This window comes from Bradyrhizobium sp. USDA 4451 (assembly GCF_054822585.1).
Genome location: NZ_JBTRCH010000001.1, coordinates 2,745,330 through 2,764,954, shown reverse-complemented (window position 1 = coordinate 2,764,954; position 19,625 = coordinate 2,745,330). Strand labels below are relative to the sequence as shown.

Below are 19,625 nucleotides of genomic sequence, written 5' to 3'. Positions count from 1 at the left end.
CCTTAACGCGAACCGGTATCCACTTCGCTCGAAAACGCTCTAGCCGCGCAGCCTGACGCGATCTTCCCGCGCGCTGTCGGTGACGAAGCTGATCACCGCGCGCACCGACGGCAATTCCACCAGATCGGGATGGGCGAGCAGCCACAGATCGGAGAGGCTCGCGAGCTTCTGCGGCGCGACCCGGACCAGATCTGGATAATCGGCTCCGACCAAGCAGGACAGCGCACAAATTCCGAGTCCGGCCCGCGCCGCCGCCAGCATGTCGCCTTGCGAGGAACAGCGCATCACCAGCGTGCCCTGCCGCGTGATGGCATCGCTCCACCGCGCCAGCCGCACATTCGAGGCCTGATCGGCAAACCCGATCACGCTGTGGCCCTTCCACTCGTCCGGCCGCTCCGGAAGCTTGCGCCCGGCCGCATAGAGGCGTGAGGCATAGAAGCCGGCGCCGAGCCGGCCGATCCTGCGCCCGATCAGGTTCTCATCCCCTGCATCGACCGGCCGCAGCACCACATCGGCCTCGCGGCGGCGCACGCTGGCCGGAAAAGGATGCGTGATGATCTCGAGCTGGATATTGGGGTGATCGCGCAGGAACGGCCCGAGCCGCGGCATCAGCCAGTGCGCGGCAAGCGTCGCGCCGATCGACAGCTTGACCACGCCACGGGCCTGCTCGCCGGTGGCGGACGCCGAGGCTTCCGCGCGCAAGGCGGCCGCGGCCATCACCTCCGTGTGCTCGCGGAACTTGCGGCCATGCGAGGTCAGCGACAAACCGTCATTGGACCGCGCGAACAGCCGGGTCCCGAGCTGCTTCTCGAGCGCCGCGACGTTGCGGCCGACGGTGGGATGGCTGATGCGCAGCCGCCGCGCCGCGGCGGCGAAACTGCGCGTTTCCGCCACCGCGACGAAGGTCTTGCAAAGCTCCCAGTCCATGCCGCTCGTCCGCCTATGTTCATTTCTGGGCAACTGACTGTTCAATATTGAACGCCATCGCGCAACCGTCCAGCCCTATATTGCGACGCAAGAGCGCCGCCGCTCCAAGCCATCACAACAAATCGCGAACCGCTTTGGCCACCGGCCGAGCGGTCGACCCATGGAGGATCCGAACAATGTCGCTGCCCGCGTCGCTCGCCAACAAGCTCGAACTGCCGGTCGTCGGCTCCCCGCTGTTCATCGTCTCGGGTCCCGAGCTTGTGATCGCGCAGTGCAAGGCCGGCATCGTCGGCTCGTTCCCGGCACTGAACGCCCGCCCGGCCGAGAAGCTCGGCGAGTGGCTGACTCAGATCGAGAACGAGCTCGGCGAGTACCAGGCGCTGCATCCCGAGAAGAAGGTCGCGCCCTACGCGGTCAACCAGATCTGCCACGCCTCCAACGATCGCTTGATGCGCGACATGGAAACCTGCGTGAAACACAAGGTACCCGTCATCATCACCTCGCTGCGTCCGCCGTCCGAGATCGTCGAGGCCGCGCATTCCTATGGCGGCGTGGTGTTCCACGACGTCATCAATGTGAAGCACGCCCGCAAGGCCGCCGAGCAGGGCGTCGACGGCCTGATCCTGGTCTGCGCCGGCGCCGGCGGCCATGCCGGCACGCTGTCGCCGTTCGCGCTGGTGCGCGAGGTCAAGCAATGGTTCAAGGGCACGATCCTGCTGTCGGGCGCGATCTCCGACGGCTGGAGCATCGCGTCCGCGCTCGCGCTCGGCGCCGACCTTGCCTATATCGGCACCCGCTTCATCGCGACCGAGGAAGCCAATGCCGACCTCAAGTACAAGCAGGCGCTGACTGAATACGCCGCGCACGACATCGTCTATTCGAACCTGTTCACCGGCGTGCACGGCAACTACCTCGGACCGTCGATCGCCGCGGCAGGTCTCGATCCGGCCAATCTGCCGGTCGCCGACAAGTCCAAGATGAATTTCGGCTCCGGCGGCAACATGAAGGTCAAGGCCTGGCGCGACATCTGGGGCTCGGGGCAGGGCATCGGCCAGATCGTCGACGCCCCGCCGGTCGCCGACCTAGTGGCGCGGCTGAAGGCGGAGTTTAATGCGGCGCGCAGCGAGTTCCTTCAGGCCAGCGCCTGAGGTTCGACGACCGCCCGGAGAAACGCATGATCATCAGCGGCGACCGACAGATCAGCTACGCGGACATCCACGCCCGCATCGCGCGGGCCGCCACCGGCTTCCGCGCAGTCGGCGTGCAGGGCGGCAAGCCGGTCGGCATGATGCTGCGCAACGATTTCGCGCTGTTCGAGGTGGTCGCGGCCGCGGCTGCGCTCGGCAGCCCGGTGGTGCCGATCAACTGGCATCTGAAGGCCGACGAGGTCGCCTACATCCTCACCGACAGCGGCGCCGACACGCTGGTCTGCCACGCCGACCTGCTGCCGCAGATCCGCGACGGACTGCCTGCTGGAATCAGGCTATTGGTGGTGACGACGCCGCCGGAGATCGCCGCGGCCTATGGCGTGGCTCCCGCGCTCACAACCGTGCCAGACGGCATGACCGATTGGGATATCTGGCGCGAGACGCATCAGCCGCTCACCGACGCGCCGATCGGCGCGGCGCCGATGTTCTACACCTCGGGCACGACAGGACTGCCGAAGGGCGTCAAGCGCAAGCCGATGCGGCCGGAGCAGCAGGCGGCCGCCGCGCGCGTCGGCGCCCTCACCTACGGCGTCAAGCCGAATGAAGACCAGGTGGTCCTGATGAACGGCCCGATGTACCATTCGGCGCCGCACTCCTACGGCATGCTCGCGTTCCGCAGCGGCTGCGCGATCGTGCTCGAGCCGCGCTTCGATCCCGAGGACCTGCTGCAACTGATCGAGCGCCACCATGTCACGCATATGCATATGGTGCCGACGATGTTCGTGCGGCTGCTGCGGCTGCCGGAGGAGACGCGGCGCCGCTACGACCTGACGTCGCTGCGCTTCATCGTGCATGGCGCGGCGCCCTGCCCGGTCGACGTCAAGCGCGCGATGATCGAGTGGTGGGGACCGGTCATCAACGAATATCTCGGCTCGACCGAGACCGGCATCCCGGTGTGGCATTCGTCGGCCGAAGCGCTGGCCAAGCCCGGCACGGTCGGCCGCGCCATCGAGGGCGGCATCGTCAGGATCTTCCGGCCGGACGGGACGCAATGCGACGTCGGCGAGCCCGGCGAAATCTTCATGCGTCAAACATTGATCTCGGATTTCGATTACCACGGCAACGCCAAGGCGCGCACCGAGGCCGACCGCGACGGCCTGATCAGCGTCGGCGATGTCGGCTATCTCGACGCCGACGGCTATCTGTTCCTGTGCGACCGCAAGCGCGACATGGTGATCTCGGGCGGCGTCAACATCTATCCCGCCGAGATCGAGAACACCCTGATCGGCATGGACGGGGTGCGCGACTGCGCGGTGTTCGGCGTTCCCGACGACGAATATGGCGAGCGGCTGTTCGCCTGCGTCGAGCCGGAAGCCGGCAGCACGCTGTCGGCTGCGGCGATCCAGGATTTCCTGCGCGGCAAGCTCGCCAACTTCAAGGTGCCGCGCGACATCCGCTTCATGGATGCGCTGCCGCGCGAGGCGACCGGCAAGATCTTCAAGCGCAAGCTGCGCGATCTCTACCGCGAAGGACAGCTTCGCTGAACGGTGGCGGTGAAGCGAACGGCGTTTGAAACTTAGTTGCTGTTGCAAAACACCGGCAATCGACGCAACGATCCGCCGGCATCCGCAGCTGGGATCATCGCCATGAACTCGACCGACTTCATCATCATCCGCAACGATCTGCAGCAGTGCAAGCTGATCGAGACAAAGCTGCCTGATACCGCAGCGCTGCCGGCCGATGCGCTGCTGGTCAAGGTCACCCGCTTCGCCTTCACCGCCAACAACATCACCTACGCCGTGATCGGCGAGCAGCTGAAATACTGGCAGCTGTTCCCGGCACCCGACGGCTACGGCATCATCCCGGTGTGGGGTTTTGGCGAGGTGCTGGCCTCGAAACATCCCATGATCGCCGTCGGCGAGACGCTGTTCGGTTATTTCCCGATGGCGACCCATCTGGTGATCGAGGCGGCCGACGTCAGCAAGCGCGGCCTGCGTGACGGCGCCGCGCACCGGCAGGAGGTCGCGCCGGTCTACAACAATTATGCCCGCGTCTCCGCTGACCCGACCTATGCCGGCTGGCAAGGCGACTTCCGGGCGCTGATGCTGCCGCTGTTCATGCTGTCGTTCCTGGTCGACGATGCGCTTGCCGAGAACGAATTCTACGGTGCGCGCCGCGTCATCCTGTCGTCGGCCTCGAGCAAGACCGCGTTCGGGCTTGCCCATCTGCTGCATAAGCGTGGCATCCGCGTGATCGGGCTGACCTCGAAGGGCAATGTCGATTTCGTCGCCTCGCTCGGCTGCTATGACGAGGTCGTCACCTATGACCAGGTCGGCGCGATTCCGCCGGCCGAACCGGTCGCCTATGTCGACATGGCCGGCAACAGCGCGCTGCGCGAGAGCCTGCACCGGCACTTCGGCGCACAGATGGTCTATTCCGGCCGGGTCGGCCTCACCCATCGCGCGAGCGAGCCGGACGAGCCGACGCTGCCCGGTGCCAAGCCGGTGTGGTTCTTCGCGCCCGACCAGATCCGCAAGCGCGCCAAGGAATGGGGTCCCGGCGGCATCGAGCAGCGCTTTGGCGGCGCCTGGGCCGAGCTTGTGCCGCATCTGCCCGATTGGCTCGATGTCGTCGAGCGGCGCGGTCCGGCTGCCGTGCGCGAGGCTTATCTCGATACCCTGCAGGGCCGCGTCCCGCCGGATCAAGGCCTGATCCTGTCGCTCGCCGAATAGGCGCCATCCCGTCACGCCCTTTCAGCGTGGCTTCGGATCGGTATAGGCTTTGCGGCAATAGGAGCGCCGCATCAAGGCGGCCGATGGCGGGAAACACTCAATGCTCGACAAGACGGACGATATCTCGGTCGCCGCCGACAATTGGCTCGTGCAGTTCGAGGATGCGCTGGCCGGCCCCGACGATGTGCTGCTGAAGCCGCTGTTCCATCCCGACAGCTACTGGCGCGACGTGCTGGCGCTGAGCTGGAACATCCAGACCATCAACCGCGCCTTCGCCATCATCGAGGAACTGCCGGCGCATGCGCGGCGCAGCACGCCGCATCATTTTCGCATCGATGCCGAGCGCGCGGCGCCGCGCCGGGTCACGCGCGCCGGCACGGATGCGATCGAGGCGATCTTCAAGTTCGAGACCGCCATTGGCCGCGGCCACGGCATCGTGCGGCTGATCCCAGATGCCGCCGATAGCGACCGGCTGAAGGCCTGGACCTTGCTGACCGCGCTCGAGGAGCTGAAGGGGTTCGAGGAGCAGCAGGGCTACACACGACCGCGCGGACAGGCCTATTCGCGCGACTTCCGCGGCCCCAACTGGCTCGACCTGCGCAAGGCGTCCATCGAATATGCCGGCCGCGATCCCGCTGTGCTGGTGGTCGGCGGCGGACAGGCCGGGCTTGCGATCGCCGCGCGGCTGCAAGCACTCAAGATCGACGCGCTGATCGTCGACCGCGAGGCGCGGGTCGGCGACAATTGGCGCAAGCGCTATCACGCGCTGACCCTGCACAATCAGGTGCAGGTCAATCATCTGCCCTACATGCCGTTCCCGCCGAACTGGCCGACCTACATCCCGAAGGACAAGCTCGCCAACTGGTTCGAATCCTATGTCGACGCCATGGAGCTGAACTTCTGGACCGGCACGGAATTCCTGGGCGGCAGCTATGACGACGCACACGGACGCTGGACCGTGGAACTGCGCCGCGCCGACGGCACGATACGCGAGATGCAGCCGCGCCATGTCGTGATGGCAACCGGCGTCAGCGGCATCCCCAATCTGCCCGAGATCCCCGGCCTGAAGAATTTCTCCGGCAAGGTCATGCATTCCAGCCGCTACGAGGACGGCGAGACCTGGACCGGCAAGCGTGCGCTGGTGATCGGCACCGGCAACAGCGGTCACGACATTGCGCAGGACCTGCATTCCTCCGGCGCCGACGTGACGCTGGTGCAGCGCTCCTCGACCCTCGTCACCAATATCGAACCGTCGGCGCAGCTGGCCTATGCCGCCTATAACGAAGGCTCGCTCGAGGACAATGACCTGATCGCGACCTCGATGCCGCTGACACTCGCCAAGCGCAGCCACGTGCTGATGACCGAGCAATCCAAGCAGCTTGACAAGACGCTGCTCGACGGCCTCGCGCGCAAGGGCTTCAAGCTCGATTTCGGCGACGGCGGCACCGGCTGGCAGTTCAAATACCTGACCCGCGGCGGCGGCTACTACTTCAACGTCGGCTGCTCCGATCTCGTCGCGAGCGGCGCGATCGCCCTGAAGCAATTTGCCGACATCGAGACCTTCGTGGCCGACGGCGCGCGGCTGAAGACCGGCGAAACCGTGGAAGCCGATCTGATCGTGCTCGCGACCGGCTACCGGCCGCAGGAAGAGCTGGTGAAGAAGCTGTTCGGCGCGGCGATGGCCGCGCGAATCGGTCCGATCTGGGGCTTTGGCGACGGTCAGGAGCTGCGCAACATGTACACCCGCACGCCGCAGCCCGGCCTGTGGTTCATCGCCGGCAGCCTCGCGCAATGCCGCATCAACTCGCGCTACCTCGCGCTGCAGATCAAGGCGATCGAAGAGGGCCTGCTGCCGCGCGATGTCGGGCCGGTGGCGAGGCTTGCGTAACTCCCACAAACGTCATTCCGGGGCGATGCGCAGCATCGAGCCCGGAATCCATCAGGCCACAGACGCTGCGGATAAATGGATTCCGGGCCTGCGCTTCGCGCATCCTCAGGTGCGCAATTGCGCACCGGGGAATGACGAGATGAGAGAGGAACATACAATGCCAACCATCCTCGGCACCGGCGAGCACCGCTACCGCGTCGTGGAGAACTTCGCAAAACTGCCCGACGGCTGGAGCCTGACCGACGTGGCCTCCGTCGCCGTCGACAGCAAGGACCGCGTCTATGTCTTCAACCGCGGCGACCATCCGATGGTGGTGCTCGACCGCGAAGGAAACTTCATCAGGAGCTGGGGCGAAGGCGTGTTCTCGCGCGCTCACGGCCTGCATATCGACGCCGAGGACAACCTCTATTGCACCGATGACGGCGACCACACCGTGCGCAAATGCACCACCGACGGCAAGGTGCTGCTGACGATCGGCATCCCGCACAAGCCGGCGCCGTTCATGAGCGGCGAGCCGTTCCACCGCTGCACCCATACCGCGCTGTCGCCGAGCGGCGAGATCTACGTCTCCGACGGCTACGGCAATGCCTGCGTCCACAAATACACGCCGGACGGCAGGCTGATCAAAAGCTGGGGCGAGCCTGGCACCGATCCCGGCCAGTTCAACATCGTGCACAACATCGCCACCGACGCCGACGGCTTCGTCTACGTCGCCGATCGCGAGAACCACCGCGTCCAGGTGTTCGACGGCAACGGCAGATACGAGACCCAGTGGAACAATCTGCACCGGCCTTGCGCGCTGTGCCGTTGCGGCGGCGGCAAGCAGCCGAACTTCGTGATCGGCGAGCTCGGTCCCGGCATGGCCGTGAACCGCAAGGTGCCCAATCTCGGCCCGCGGCTGTCGATCGTCGATCACACCGGCAGGCACATCGCCCGGCTCGGCGGCGAGCGCGGCCCCGGCGTCGAGACCGGAAAATTCCTGGCGCCGCACGGCCTCGCGCTGGATTCCCGCGGCGACATCTATGTCGGCGAGGTCGGCGTCACCGACTGGACGACCAGTTTTCCGGACACCGAGATGCCCGCCGCGGTGCGCGTGACGCGGTGCCTGCAGAAGCTGGAGCGGGTGACGGCGTAGCGAAGCTCCGCTTTAATCCCGTCACCCTGAGGTGCGAGCGGAGCGAGCCTCGAAGGGTCGACGGCCCGGCCGGTGCCCGTGCATCCTTCGAGGCGCGCAAGAGCGCGCACCTCAGGATGACGGGTCGAAAAAGCGCACCCGCGAAAATCAAATCTCGCCGATCACCTCGCGGCGGCGCTGCTCGGATTCTTCCGCGTAGCGCCGCATCGCGTGCGCTTCGGTGAGCAGGCCGATCGGCCGCCGGGCGCCATCACCTTCGACCACGGCGAGCGATTCGGCTTCGGCGGCGTCGAACACCGCGATCGCCTCCTGCACGTTCATGCCGGGATGCAGCACCACGTCGGCGTAGCGCAGGATGCCGACCAGTCCCTTGTCGGCCTCGAGATCGGGCGCATGCGCCTCGGCAACCAGCGCCAGCCCGGCATAGCGTCCCTCGCCGTCGATCGCGACCACCTGGGTCTTCGAGCCCGGCGGAAATTCCTCGCGGAACGCCTCGATCGGCATGGCGGCGCTCACCGTCGTGATGTCCTGCCGCATCATCTTGCCGACCGTGAGATCGCGAATCCAGCCGATGTCGGCGGCGCTGCGGATGGTCTCGCCGCGCAGATGCAGCCGCCAGGTCGCGAACGAATAGCCGAACAATTCGCGCGTGATCGTGGTCGAGATGATGACCGCGACCAGCACTGCGGTGGTGAGCCAGAGATTGCCGGTGGATTCCAGCGCGATGAACGACATCGTCAAGGGACCGCCGATCACCGAGGCCGACAGCGCGCTCATGCCGATCACCGCATAGGCGTTGGGATCGAGGTTGAGCCCCGGCCACACGATGTCGACGCCGGCCGCGAACAGCCGGCCGCCGAGCGCGCCCATGAACAGCGTGGCGAAGAACAACCCGCCGCGGAAGCCGGAGCCGAGCGAGACGATCGAGGCGATCGCCTTCAGCACGAACACGCCAGCGATGAAGGCAAGCGGCATCGCCACGATGCCGGCGAAGCGCAGCGCGCCATGGCCCGACGACATCACCTGCGGCGTCAACAGCGCCATCGCGCCGACCGCAAGCCCGCCGAGCGCCGGCCGCAGCGGCTGCCAGAGGCGGGTCTTCGTCAGCAGCGCCTCGCACAGCGTCACCCCGCGCATGATCGCGATCCCGGTCAGCGCCGCGACCATGCCGAGCAGCGCGGCAATCGCGAGATCGCGCCCGAGCACGTCGCCGACGGTTCCGACGCCGACCCCGAGCGGCAGCGGCTCGAAGGCATGGGCCACGAAGTAGCCGGTCACCGCCGCCACGCCGACCGGGGTCAGGCTTGCCGGCGTGTAACCGCCGATCACAAGTTCGAAAGCATAGAAGGCGCCGGCGAGCGGCGCGCTGAAGGCCCCCGCGATCGCCGCCGCCGCGCCGCAGCCGACCATGATTCGCTGGTCGTTGCGGCGGAGGTGGAAGCCGCGGCCGAGCGAGGCGGCCAGGCCGCTGGACAATTGGGTGTAGCCGGCCTCGAGCCCGACCGAGCCGCCGACGCCGCTCGACCAGATCGTCTGCAGCGCCACGATCACGCTGCCGCGGAACGACATCCGCCCGCCATAGAGCGCATTGGCCTCGATCGGGTCGATCTCGCGGGCCGGCCGGACCCGGAGCAGCAGCAGGAACGCAAATCCCAGCAGCAAGCCGCCAACCGTGGGAACCAGCAGTGCGCGCACGGGATCGATGCTGGGCTGGCTCGACAGCCGGTCACCCAGCGGCAGATTGAACAGCACCGAATGCAGCACCGTGACGAGGCCGCTCATGACCGCCACCACGAGGCCGCCGATGGCGCCGATCAGCACCGCCAGCACCACGAGGCTCGTCTCGTGCGCACGCACGAATGCGCGCAACCGGCGCGGCGCCTCGAGATAGCGTGATGTCGTGGTCATCGGCAGGGTCCGTCACTGGCCGAGGGAGCTTGCGGCTCCCTTTACGGGCCTCGCGGGCAGGAGGCAATCGGGGCAGGAACATGGCAGGGGATGGCGGATAAGCCGCTCATTGCTCTTCACAATCCCGTCACGCTGCCTGTAGTATGTGAGTGCATGCTGCTTCGCAGCTAATGGGAGTCAGGAGCGTTATTTGAACGCACATGTCTCGCAAGGCGGTTGGCCGGTGCTGGTGTTGAATGCGGACTTCCGGCCGCTGAGTTATTACCCGCTGTCGCTCTGGTCCTGGCAGGACGCGATCAAGGCGGTGTTCCTCGATCGTGTCAACATCGTCGAATATTACGACCGCGCGGTACGAAGTCCTTCCTTCGAAATCCAGCTGCCGAGCGTCGTATCCCTCAAATCCTTCGTCAAGCCGACCACCCACCCCGCCTTCACCCGGTTCAACGTCTTCCTTCGCGACCGATTCAGTTGCCAATATTGCCTGTCGGCCGACGACCTCACCTTCGATCACATCATTCCCCGCAGCAAGGGTGGCCAGACCACCTGGGAGAACGTCGTCGCCGCCTGCTCGCCCTGCAATTTGCGCAAGGGCAATCTGACGCCGCAGCAGGCCAAGATGTTTCCGAAGCAGACGCCCTATGCACCCACCGTGCATCAGCTCCATCGCAACGGCCGGCTGTTCCCGCCGAACTATCTGCACGAGAGCTGGCTCGATTATCTCTATTGGGATACTGAGCTCGATCCGTAATCTCGGTCTCGGCGGTGCGGCTGTGCCGCGACGGGCCGCAAGGTTAACGAATTAACCTCCACAAGCTGAATTTGTTGACGGCTCACAGGTCTCGCTGGAGAGTCGAAGCAAGGACGCACGCCTGCGCGGAGCAGTTCTGAAATTGTCATGCTCGCGTGATGGCGACCGACCCGAGCTTGTCGGCTGGCATTGATTCTGTCGTCCGACGGTGCTGTCGCAATTGGGCGGCAGGAGACGAGATGGCGAATCATGCTTAGCGTAACGTCCGATACGGCGGTCCGGCTCATCCATCCGCGCGACAGTCTGTCGATCGTGCCGGATCATCCGCGGCAGCAGTCCGAACCGACCGCCCAGGCCGCCCCGCAAACGTCACGCAAGGGCGCCGCCAGGCCGATGACCACGGCAGACGTTGCTGCGGTCGCGGGTCTCTTCCTCAAGGTCTTCAGGGGCATCGACAAACCCGCCAGCGCGGATCTCAAAGGCTATCTGCATGCGTTGACCCTGGGATCACCGTCCTACAGCGAAGCGGCGGGCACGCAAATCTATCAACAGCAGGATGGCCGCATCTCGAGCGCGCTGCTCGCGATCCCGATGCACTTCATGGCCTGCGGCAACGTCATCCCGGGTCGGCTGCTCGGCGTCTTCATGACAAACCGGGACTCCGCCGGTGCGGCCCAGCTCAATCTTGGTCTGCGGCCGAAAAGGGCTGGTCTTTCGTTCTGCGACAGTGCATCGCCGACCAGCGCCAAGTCGCTGCTGGCGATCGGCGGGAAAACGATTCCGCTGCAGAACCTGGAATGGGTGCGCACCTTCCGTCCGGTGGCAGCGTTCGTCGGACGTCTTTCGCAGCGCGTCTTGCGCGGCCTCGATCGGGGCCTGGCAACGCTCGCGCGTCCCGTCGACGCGCTGCTGAGCCGCCTGCGCGGCGACGGCGACACCGAGGGCCCCGCCGGCCTCAAGGTGCGGGAAATGTCTGTCGCGGACTTCCTCACGCGCGCGCCGGAGTTCATTGCCCACTACGCCGTCCGTCCGCTTTGGTCGGAGGATGAGCTGGGCTGGCTGGTCGGCCTGGCGGCGCAGAACACCACACTCGGCTCATTCACGATCCGTGCGGTCGAAGACCAGTCCGGCACGCCGATCGGCTGTTTTGTGTACTATGCGGCCCCGGGGCGGACCGCGCATGTTCTCAACATCCTGTCGCGTCCCGACCAGGAGGTTGGCGTGCTGTGTGCGATGTTCCGCCACCTCGAGAACACCGGCCATGCCGAAGCCCGCGGCCGCGCGCAACCGGCACTGATGGCAGGGCTCGGGCTGCAGCGCGGGCTGGTGTTCCGGCACCGCGCCTTCGCCATGGCGTTGACGCGTATTCCGGAAGTCAACGAGGCCATTATACGCGGCGACATCTATGTCGGCGGCCTCGCCGGCGAGGACTGGAGCCGATTGATGCACGACTTCGGCTGAGGTCGGGCGCCGCAGCGCGACGATGCAGACTGCAAGCGCCGTTCGCGGCTAGGCCGGGTGCTTGGTGAGAGCCGCCTCGCCCTCTTCGCGTCCGGGAACGCTGACGTGGACCTCGTGCCCCAGCCTGATTGCCAGGGACGCGGCAGCCGCGGCCGACTCGAATGCAGCTTCCTTGGTGGCGTACCCGGCGTTGAGATTGCCGTCATGCAGGACGCCCCATTCCTCGCCGGCCGGAATCACCGCGTATTGAGCCAATCCCATCGTCTTCTCCTTGCGCAAGCTGCGCGCCTCCGAACAGGGCCTCAACAACGCCCTCGGAGCGAAGTTCCTATGCGCTCCGGTTCGGCCCTCGCACGTTAGGAACGAAGCTGCACCGGCCGCGTCGGAATGTGTTGTGACGAGCAGGACGCCAAGGATGGTCCGAGAAGGTCCCGCTGAACCAGCTCCCGCAAGGACCGCCGAGACGACGCAGGCGATCCGGGCGCGCCCCTACGGCATGATCATCACGTCTGCGATCATCGCGCTCGGGGTCGTCGTGCTCGCCTACACGCTGATGCGGTAAGCGGGCCGGCACCGTCTGTCCGACGCCGCCTCGCAGCCGCCGGGGAGCAAGCGGCCTGTCGCCATGCAGATTGCGGCGCTGCCGGTTGCGCAGAAATTATCAATTCATGATCGGCCCGTTCGGCGTTCCCGCGCGTTCATGGAACATGCCCGATCGCAACGCAAAGAAATCCTCTGCGCCTGCCCGCCTTTGGCCGCTGCTGGCCGTGAACTTCTTCATGGCAGACATGCAGTCGGGGATCGGACCGTTCGTCGGCGTCTTCCTTCAGCTGCATGGCTGGACCAGCGGCCTGATCGGGACCGCGCTGACGCTCGGTAACGTCGCCGGCATGCTGATCACGACGCCGATCGGCGGCTGCATCGATACCACGAACCACAAGCGGGCCTGGGTGATCGTCCCGGGCGTGGCGGTCGTGCTGGGATCCACGGTCATCCTGATGTCGCAAAACTTCTGGGCCGTCGCCCTGTCGCAGGTCGCGACATCGATCGCGGGTGCGGCGATCGTTCCGGCGGTCACCGGCATCACGCTCGGCATCGTCAAGCAGCGCGGGTTCAACCGGCAGAACGGCCGCAACCAGGCGTTCAACCACGCCGGCAACCTGGTCGGTGCCGCGGCATCGGGTTATCTCGGCTGGCAGTACGGCTATGTGGCGGTCTTCGTCCTCGCCGCTCTGTTCGGCGCGATCACGATTGCTTGTGTCCTGATGATCCCGCCCGACAGCATTAATCACCACGCGGCACGCGGTAAGGAAGACGATCCGGACAGCCAGCCCAGCGGCTTCTCCGTGTTGGTCAAGCACAGGCCGCTGCTGGTGCTCGCGGTCGCATTGGCTGCGTTTCACCTCGGCAACGCTGCGATCGTGCCGCTTTACGGCCTTGCCGCGGTCGCCGGCAATCACGCCAATGGTCCGAGCTTCGTCGCGACGACGATCGTGGTTGCGCAGGCGGTGATGATCCTCGCATCGATCGCCGGCATGCACGCAGCCGAGCGGCGGAACTATTGGTCCGTCCTGTTGCTGTCGTTCCTGGCCTTGCCGGCGCGCGGCGCGCTCGCCTTCTTCCTTTCGGGCTGGTGGGGCGTTCTCCCTGTGCAGGTCCTCGACGGCATCGGTGCCGGTCTGCAGAGCGTCGCGGTGCCGGGAATGGTGGCGCGCTCGCTCAGCGGAACCGGCCGCGTCAACCTTGGACAGGGAGCGGTGATCACGATTCAAGGCATCGGCGCCTCGCTGAGCCCGGCGCTCGGCGGCTGGATCGCGCAATGGGTCGGCTATGGCCCAGCCTTCCTCGTGCTCGGCGGGCTGGGCTTTCTGTCGGTAGCGATCTGGACCGTCTTCCGGTCGACCGTGCAGAAATACTGACGCCATGATCGCATTTGCGTGAACACCCGCACCGAGCGGAACCCTATCGTTGTATCCTAATAGTTCGTATCCTATCTAATTCCCATGCCGCCGTCGCAGTCCCATATCCACGCCGAGATCGGCCGCCTGATCACCAGGCTCGGGCGGATCTGGCGCCGCGAGTCGGATCAGGCGCTATCTGAGCACGGCCTGTCCTATGCGACGGCGATTCCGCTGCTGGTGCTGTCGCGGCAGGGCGCGAACGTCCGCCAGGGCGTGCTGGCCGACGAGTTGGGCATCGAGGGGCCGTCGCTGGTGCGGTTGATCGATCTGCTGCAGTCCGAAGGCCTGGTCGAGCGTCGCGAGGACCCGACCGATCGGCGCGCCAAGACGCTGCATCTCACCCCAACCGGCCAAGCCAAGGTCGAGGAAACCAACAGGGTGCTGCGCCGCGTGCGGTCGAGCCTGCTGAAGGATATCGGCAGCGAGGAACTTGCGGTAACCTTCGAGGTGCTCCTGCGCATCGAGCAGCGCGCGAGCCGCTTGCAGGATGCCAAGACGACTCCGGCCGCAACTGCCCAAGAGGCGAAATAGCCATGCGCGCGGATGAGCCGTTCCTGGTCCGCCACGCGGACCTCATCTTCGCGTTGAAGACGTTCGCCGCGTCGATGCTGGCGCTCGTCATCGCGTTGATGATCGATCTGCCGCGTCCCTATTGGGCGATGGCGACGGTCTATATCACCTCGCAGCCGCTGGCCGGCGCGACCAGCTCGAAAGCGTTCTTCCGCGTCATCGGCACCCTGGTTGGCGCCAGCATGACGGTCGCGCTGCTGCCGAACCTGATCGATGCGCCGGAGCTCTTGTGCCTCGCGATCGCGCTCTGGGTCGGGCTCTGCCTGTATCTGTCGCTGCTCGACGGCACGCCGCGCAGCTATGTCTTCATGCTGGCCGGATACACTGTCGCGTTGATCGGCTTTCCGTCGGTGTCCGCCCCGGGCAGTATCTTCGATATCGCGCTGGCGCGGGTCGAGGAGATCTCGCTCGGCATCATCTGCGCGAGCCTGGTCTCGACCGTGGTGTTTCCCCGCAGCGTCGCACCGGCCGTCGGCGGCCGGGTCCGGAGCTGGCTGTCGGATGCGCGCCGCCTGTCCCGCGATGTGCTGCTTGATCGCGGCAGCAGCGAGACCCGCCGGGCCGAACGCCTGCGCCTTGCGACCGACATCGTCGAGCTCGACACGCTGACCACCCATCTCGCCTATGACCGGCTGGCCGACGCCGGCCTCGTGCGCGGCCTGCGTGAAGTCCGGCTGCGCATGCTGATGCTGTTGCCGATCATCACCTCGATCGAGGACCGGCTTGTCGCGCTCGGCGAGGCGGCGCTGCAAAGGCAGCCGGAGCTGCGGCGCCTGCTCGGCAATCTCGCCGAATGGATCGTGGACGAGGACCGCCAGCGGCAATCCAGCGAACCGATCAGGGTTGCGATCGCCGAGCGGCAATCCGCACTCGACGGGCTCGCGCCGCGCGAGCGCATCATCACGATCAGCCTGCTGCTGCGGCTGCGCGAGCTTGTCGACATCTCGGCCGATTGCCGCGCGGTGGGCGATGCGATTGCCGCGGGCCGGGATATCTCGACCGTCCCGCTGGCGTTCCATCCGGAGTCGGGGGCAGCACCGGCCCGTCATCGCGACCACGGCATGGCGCTGTGGTCGGCCGCAGGCGCCGCGGCGGCGATCCTGATCTGCTGCGGCCTGTGGATTGCGACCGGCTGGGCCGATGGCGCCTCGGCACCGATGATGGCGGCGGTCGCCTGCTCCTTCTTCGCCGCGCAGGATGAACCGGCGCGCAGCATTCGGGCCTTCGGCTTGTTTTCGCTGGTCGCGATCGTCGTCGTCGCGATCTATCAGTTCGCGCTGGTGCCGGGCATCTCCCATGTCGAGGTCCTGATCGCCGCGCTGGCGCCGACCTTCCTGTTGTACGGTTTCCTGATCGCGCGGCCGAAAACCGCGCCGATCGGCATGGCGCTCGCCGCCAACACCGCGACGCTGCTCGCGTTGCAATCGACCTACAGCGCGGATTTTGCCAGTTTCGCCAACACCTCCGTCGCCTTCTTCCTCGGCGTCGTCATCGCCGAGATCGTGACGCGGATCGCGCGCGGCGTCGGCGCCGAATGGATCGCCAAGCGGCTGATGATTTCGAGCTGGCAGACGCTCGCGGATGCGGCCGAGCGGCGCGGCCGCGGCGATCGCGCGCAGTTTGCCGGCCTGATGCTGCATCGGCTCGGGCTCTTGGTCCAGCGCATCGCATTCATCTCCGAGAGCGACCGCCGTGATGCCGACAGCCTGGTCCAGCTGCGCATCGGGCTCAACATCATCGACCTCAGGCGCGCCCGTTATGGTTTCGCCGCATCGACCGTGGACGCCGTCGACGACATGCTGGACAACCTCGCGGCGGCGTTTCGCGCCCATGCGGACCAGCCACTGCCGGACGAACTTCTATCATGCATCGATGCGGCGCTGACCGCGGTCGTCAAGGATCCCAATGAGCGCGCACGGGACGATGCGCTGCTCGGCCTCGTCGGCATCCGGCGCGGCCTGTTTCCGGATGCGCCCGCGTATCGATCGCAGCCCGAGGAGAGTTTTGCGGCATGAGATATGAACTCGACATCTACGGTGTCCTGGTTCCGGCGCTGCTGCTGTGGCTCGTCGTTGCCTATGCGCTGAGCGCGGTGTTGAGCCGGATCATGCAGCGCTTCGGGCTGTACCGGCTGGTGTGGCACCGCGCGCTGTTCAATTTCGCACTGTACGTATGCCTGCTGGGCGTCGTCGTTTATCTCTCGGAGTTTCTGCCATGAAGGGGAATTTCGCCTGGCTCGGCCGGGTGGCGCTGACCGCGGTCGCGCTCGTCGCTGCGCTGGCCGTCGCGCGCGCGCTCTGGATCTATTATATGGAATCGCCGTGGACCCGCGACGGCAGGGTGCGCGCCGATGTGGTTCAGGTTGCTCCCGACGTATCCGGCTTCGTCACCGACGTGCTGGTCAAGGACAACCAGCCGGTGCATCGCGGCGATATCCTGTTCCGGATCGATCGCGCGCGTTTTGCCCTGGCGTTGCAGCAGGCCGATGCCGCGGTCGCCGGACATCGCGCGACGCTGGATCAGGCCGAATCCGATCTCAAACGCTACAGCTCGCTGACAACCGATGCGGTGTCGCAGCAGAAGCAGGAGCAGGTGCTGGCCACGCAGCTCCAGGCCAAGGCCGCCTACGACCAGGCGGTCGCCGATCGCGCCGTGGCGCAGCTCAACCTCGATCGCAGCGAAGTGCGCGCGTCGGTCAACGGCACCATCACCAACATGGATCTGCGGCCCGGCGTCTACGTCTCCGCGGGCAAGGGCGTGATGGCGCTGGTCGACAGCGACACGCTGCATGTCGAAGGCTATTTCGAGGAGACCAAGCTGGCGCGCATTCACGTCGGCGACAAGGCGCAGGTCCGGCTGATGGGCGAGCCGGTCCGGCTCACCGGACATGTCGAGAGCATTGCGGCCGGCATCGAGGATCGCGACCGCGGCCAGGGCGCGAACCTGCTCGCCAACGTCAATCCGACCTTTACCTGGGTTCGGCTGGCGCAGCGCGTGCCCGTCCGCATCGCGCTCGACCAGCTGCCGGATCGCATTGCGCTGGTCGCCGGCCGTTCGGCGACGGTCGAGATCATGGACTAGCCGGCCGGGCCGCGCATGCTTGCGGTGGCTTCCGTCGCCAAGCGCGTCTACTGCACGCCGTAACGCCTGAAGTCGTCGCCGATGCCGGCTTGAATTGCCTTGGCGGCTGCGATGTCGCTATTGCCGCCGGCCTTATCGCCCTGCTTCAGCTTCGCGAGCCCGCGTCCATAGAGTGCACTGGCGAGCTTCGGATCGACGCGAAGCGCCGAACTGTAGTCGTCGATCGCCGCGCTCAGCGCGCCGGTCTTCAGATAGACCAGGCCGCGCGAGTCATAAGTGGCAGCGTTGGCCGGTCCCGATTGCAGCGCCTTGTTGCAATCTTCCAGCGCTTGCTGCAACGCGCCGAGGATGGCCCGGCTCCAGCAGCGTCCGTTCCACACGCCGTCCAGGTTCGGCTCGAGACGAATGGCCTGATCATAGTCCTGGGCTGCGCGGGCATAGTCATGCTTCTTCAGATAGGCGCCGGCGCGGTTGGCGAAGGCCTCGCCGTAGTTCGGGTTGAGCTTGATGGCCTGATCGAAGGCGCTGGTCGCGCGATCGTAGTCGCGCTTCCCCAAATAGGCCACGCCGCGGTTGTTGAACGGCTTGATGTAGCTCGGATTGAGCTCGATCGAATGATCGAAATCCCGGATGGCGCGGTCGTATTCCCCCTTGGCCGCATAGGCGCTGCCGCGATCGTTGTAGGCGATCGCGAGGCCAACCGGCGTCATGTCCTCGGCTGCGTCGATCAGCGCCGTACAGGCAACGATGCGCGCGTCGACCGCCTTGCGATCGTGGCCGCTGCACAACTCGATATTCTGCAGATAGTTGCCCTTTGGCTTCGGACTCTGCGCGGCCGTCGGCGATACGAGCAACAGCAGGAGCAGCAGCGCCACCAAGCCGCCCCCCGCGGCGGTACCCGCACGAGGCTTCATGTCTGGCTCCGGTCTTGATGACGCGGAGCCGCCGATTTCCGTGAGTAGCCGCACAAGACCGACGCCTTGCTTGCCTAGCACCCTCGACAAATACCGGGATTGAACCTGTGGTAGGTGTTTTGTTCGGGTTGCGGCGTCACGCGTGTCGCGGGCTTTCTCACGAGCTTGCTCTTGCCCTCTTCCACGAGCGTCGCGAACCTGACCGTTCCATCGTCGGAAATTTCGATGCGTGGCGTGGTGCCTCGAATTCCCATCGTCGCCGCCGGCGTGTCGATCTTCATGTCGCCGGTCTTGGCGATGTTGCCGGCGACAAAGGTGAAGGTGCCATTGGCCAATTTGAACAGCGTCGAATTCGACTTGCCGTTCGGGTCGTAGACGAACTCGGTCATGGCCATCTTGGCGTTGCTCGACAGATTGAACGAGGTGCCGTCGGTGAAGTTGATTCCGACCCGTCCGTCGGCCCCGGTCTGCACCACGTCGCCCATATAGATGCGGTCGCCAACCTTGGCCTGCGACGGCTGATCCGACAGAGCGGCCTGCACGACGACAGCACTCGGATGCTCGATCGTGACCGAGCCCGTGGCCGTCACCACCGTCCCGATGAAGTTCGCCGAGGACGTTTGAACCGCAGGTTGGGCGCGCTCGGTTTGCGCCAGCATCGGACCCGGCGTCAGCATCACAAACGCCAAAACGAAGCTTGCAAGCAATTGCACAATCAAATGGATACGCACGATCCCCTCCGTTGAGAAGATCTTGCCGTGTCACAGCGCGATGGACGATCTGGACCGCCAGGCCGGGACCGCAGGACCTTTACTGCCAAACGAGTTGTCGCAAAAACAGGCCTAAGGGCCTGGTGTGGCTCGATTAAAAATTAATAAGTGGACAATTTACTTGGTAAATATACACTAAATTCAGTGGGGCTGCACTCGGGATAATGGACAGCAGGTCTGTCGTTTCCGCGATGGCTCCCCGCCGCATTGGAAGCCGATTTTTCACTACCGAATTTGGTTTCAATCAGGACGTTTCGGCGGGCAAGCCTATGGCTGCGGGTGCGAGGTTTTTTCACCTCGTAGGGAGCGCAAGCCAGACCAAGAAAACGACGGCAGCACCTACCGCCTGAACCGTTCAGCAGGCGAAAAGCCAATGTTAGTC

The 19,625-nt window shown here is 65.7% G+C and carries 18 protein-coding genes; 13 read left to right on the top strand and 5 right to left on the bottom strand.

Annotated elements, in window-relative coordinates; translation table 11 throughout:
* Nucleotides 1–39: 39 nt before the first annotated feature.
* The gene (locus tag ACVMB0_RS12735; RefSeq protein ID WP_461346457.1) at nucleotides 40–927 is read right to left on the bottom strand and encodes a LysR family transcriptional regulator; all 888 of its coding nucleotides are present in this window, start codon (nucleotides 925–927) and stop codon (nucleotides 40–42) included.
* 176 nt (nucleotides 928–1,103) lie between these two features.
* On the opposite strand from ACVMB0_RS12735, the gene ACVMB0_RS12730 reads away from it, so the two are divergent.
* The 5 genes from ACVMB0_RS12730 (at nucleotide 1,104) to ACVMB0_RS12710 (ending at nucleotide 7,830) form a co-directional block, all read left to right on the top strand.
* On the top strand, nucleotides 1,104–2,075 hold the full coding sequence (locus ACVMB0_RS12730; protein WP_461346456.1) for an NAD(P)H-dependent flavin oxidoreductase: 972 nt from the start codon (nucleotides 1,104–1,106) through the stop codon (nucleotides 2,073–2,075).
* Complete coding sequence (locus ACVMB0_RS12725) at nucleotides 2,072–3,619, top strand: acyl-CoA synthetase (protein ID WP_461349643.1); 1,548 nt, start codon at nucleotides 2,072–2,074, stop codon at nucleotides 3,617–3,619. The genes ACVMB0_RS12730 and ACVMB0_RS12725 overlap by 4 nt, the downstream gene beginning before the upstream one ends.
* 102 nt (nucleotides 3,620–3,721) lie before the next feature.
* The gene (locus ACVMB0_RS12720) at nucleotides 3,722–4,807 is read left to right on the top strand and encodes a DUF2855 family protein (RefSeq protein ID WP_461346455.1); all 1,086 of its coding nucleotides are present in this window, start codon (nucleotides 3,722–3,724) and stop codon (nucleotides 4,805–4,807) included.
* Nucleotides 4,808–4,907: 100 nt separating this feature from the next.
* Complete coding sequence (locus ACVMB0_RS12715) at nucleotides 4,908–6,695, top strand: flavin-containing monooxygenase (protein WP_461346454.1); 1,788 nt, start codon at nucleotides 4,908–4,910, stop codon at nucleotides 6,693–6,695.
* 157 nt (nucleotides 6,696–6,852) lie between these two features.
* Nucleotides 6,853–7,830 (top strand): peptidyl-alpha-hydroxyglycine alpha-amidating lyase family protein, encoded by a 978-nt coding sequence (locus ACVMB0_RS12710; protein WP_461346453.1) that lies wholly within the window; start codon nucleotides 6,853–6,855, stop codon nucleotides 7,828–7,830.
* Nucleotides 7,831–7,977: 147 nt separating this feature from the next.
* On the opposite strand, the gene ACVMB0_RS12705 is transcribed toward ACVMB0_RS12710, so the two are convergent.
* A complete protein-coding gene (locus ACVMB0_RS12705; protein WP_461346452.1) occupies nucleotides 7,978–9,738 on the bottom strand; it encodes a chloride channel protein in 1,761 nt (586 codons plus the stop codon).
* Nucleotides 9,739–9,928: 190 nt separating this feature from the next.
* Here ACVMB0_RS12705 and ACVMB0_RS12700 point away from each other — a divergent pair, with 190 nt between their 5' ends.
* Both ACVMB0_RS12700 and ACVMB0_RS12695 read left to right on the top strand, forming a co-directional pair.
* The gene (locus ACVMB0_RS12700; protein WP_139486795.1) at nucleotides 9,929–10,486 is read left to right on the top strand and encodes an HNH endonuclease; all 558 of its coding nucleotides are present in this window, start codon (nucleotides 9,929–9,931) and stop codon (nucleotides 10,484–10,486) included.
* A gap of 189 nt (nucleotides 10,487–10,675) precedes the next feature.
* Entirely contained in the window at nucleotides 10,676–11,947 is a 1,272-nt protein-coding gene (locus ACVMB0_RS12695; RefSeq protein WP_461346451.1) for a hypothetical protein, read from the top strand.
* Nucleotides 11,948–11,995: 48 nt separating this feature from the next.
* On the opposite strand, the gene ACVMB0_RS12690 is transcribed toward ACVMB0_RS12695, so the two are convergent.
* A complete protein-coding gene (locus tag ACVMB0_RS12690; protein WP_461346450.1) occupies nucleotides 11,996–12,208 on the bottom strand; it encodes a hypothetical protein in 213 nt (70 codons plus the stop codon).
* A gap of 154 nt (nucleotides 12,209–12,362) precedes the next feature.
* Here ACVMB0_RS12690 and ACVMB0_RS12685 point away from each other — a divergent pair, with 154 nt between their 5' ends.
* The 6 genes from ACVMB0_RS12685 to ACVMB0_RS12660 all read left to right on the top strand — a co-directional run bounded on the left by ACVMB0_RS12685 (nucleotide 12,363) and on the right by ACVMB0_RS12660 (nucleotide 17,559).
* Nucleotides 12,363–12,509: a hypothetical protein gene (locus tag ACVMB0_RS12685; RefSeq protein ID WP_461346449.1), complete on the top strand. Its 147-nt coding sequence runs from the start codon at nucleotides 12,363–12,365 to the stop codon at nucleotides 12,507–12,509.
* 217 nt (nucleotides 12,510–12,726) lie between these two features.
* A complete protein-coding gene (locus ACVMB0_RS12680) occupies nucleotides 12,727–13,866 on the top strand; it encodes an MFS transporter (protein ID WP_461346448.1) in 1,140 nt (379 codons plus the stop codon).
* 84 nt (nucleotides 13,867–13,950) lie between these two features.
* Nucleotides 13,951–14,439 (top strand): MarR family winged helix-turn-helix transcriptional regulator, encoded by a 489-nt coding sequence (locus tag ACVMB0_RS12675; RefSeq protein ID WP_461346447.1) that lies wholly within the window; start codon nucleotides 13,951–13,953, stop codon nucleotides 14,437–14,439.
* A gap of 2 nt (nucleotides 14,440–14,441) precedes the next feature.
* The gene (locus ACVMB0_RS12670; RefSeq protein WP_461346446.1) at nucleotides 14,442–16,493 is read left to right on the top strand and encodes an FUSC family protein; all 2,052 of its coding nucleotides are present in this window, start codon (nucleotides 14,442–14,444) and stop codon (nucleotides 16,491–16,493) included.
* Nucleotides 16,490–16,696 carry a DUF1656 domain-containing protein gene (locus tag ACVMB0_RS12665; protein ID WP_461346445.1) on the top strand — a complete coding sequence of 69 codons (207 nt, stop codon included), beginning with the start codon at nucleotides 16,490–16,492 and terminating at the stop codon, nucleotides 16,694–16,696. The genes ACVMB0_RS12670 and ACVMB0_RS12665 overlap by 4 nt, the downstream gene beginning before the upstream one ends.
* Nucleotides 16,693–17,559 (top strand): efflux RND transporter periplasmic adaptor subunit, encoded by an 867-nt coding sequence (locus tag ACVMB0_RS12660; protein WP_456750459.1) that lies wholly within the window; start codon nucleotides 16,693–16,695, stop codon nucleotides 17,557–17,559. Before ACVMB0_RS12665 ends, ACVMB0_RS12660 begins: the two co-directional genes overlap by 4 nt.
* A 47-nt stretch (nucleotides 17,560–17,606) precedes the next feature.
* On the opposite strand, the gene ACVMB0_RS12655 is transcribed toward ACVMB0_RS12660, so the two are convergent.
* The gene (locus ACVMB0_RS12655; RefSeq protein WP_461346444.1) at nucleotides 17,607–18,473 is read right to left on the bottom strand and encodes a tetratricopeptide repeat protein; all 867 of its coding nucleotides are present in this window, start codon (nucleotides 18,471–18,473) and stop codon (nucleotides 17,607–17,609) included.
* A gap of 74 nt (nucleotides 18,474–18,547) precedes the next feature.
* On the bottom strand, nucleotides 18,548–19,204 hold the full coding sequence (locus ACVMB0_RS12650) for a FecR family protein (RefSeq protein WP_456750461.1): 657 nt from the start codon (nucleotides 19,202–19,204) through the stop codon (nucleotides 18,548–18,550).
* Nucleotides 19,205–19,625 lie beyond the last annotated feature (421 nt).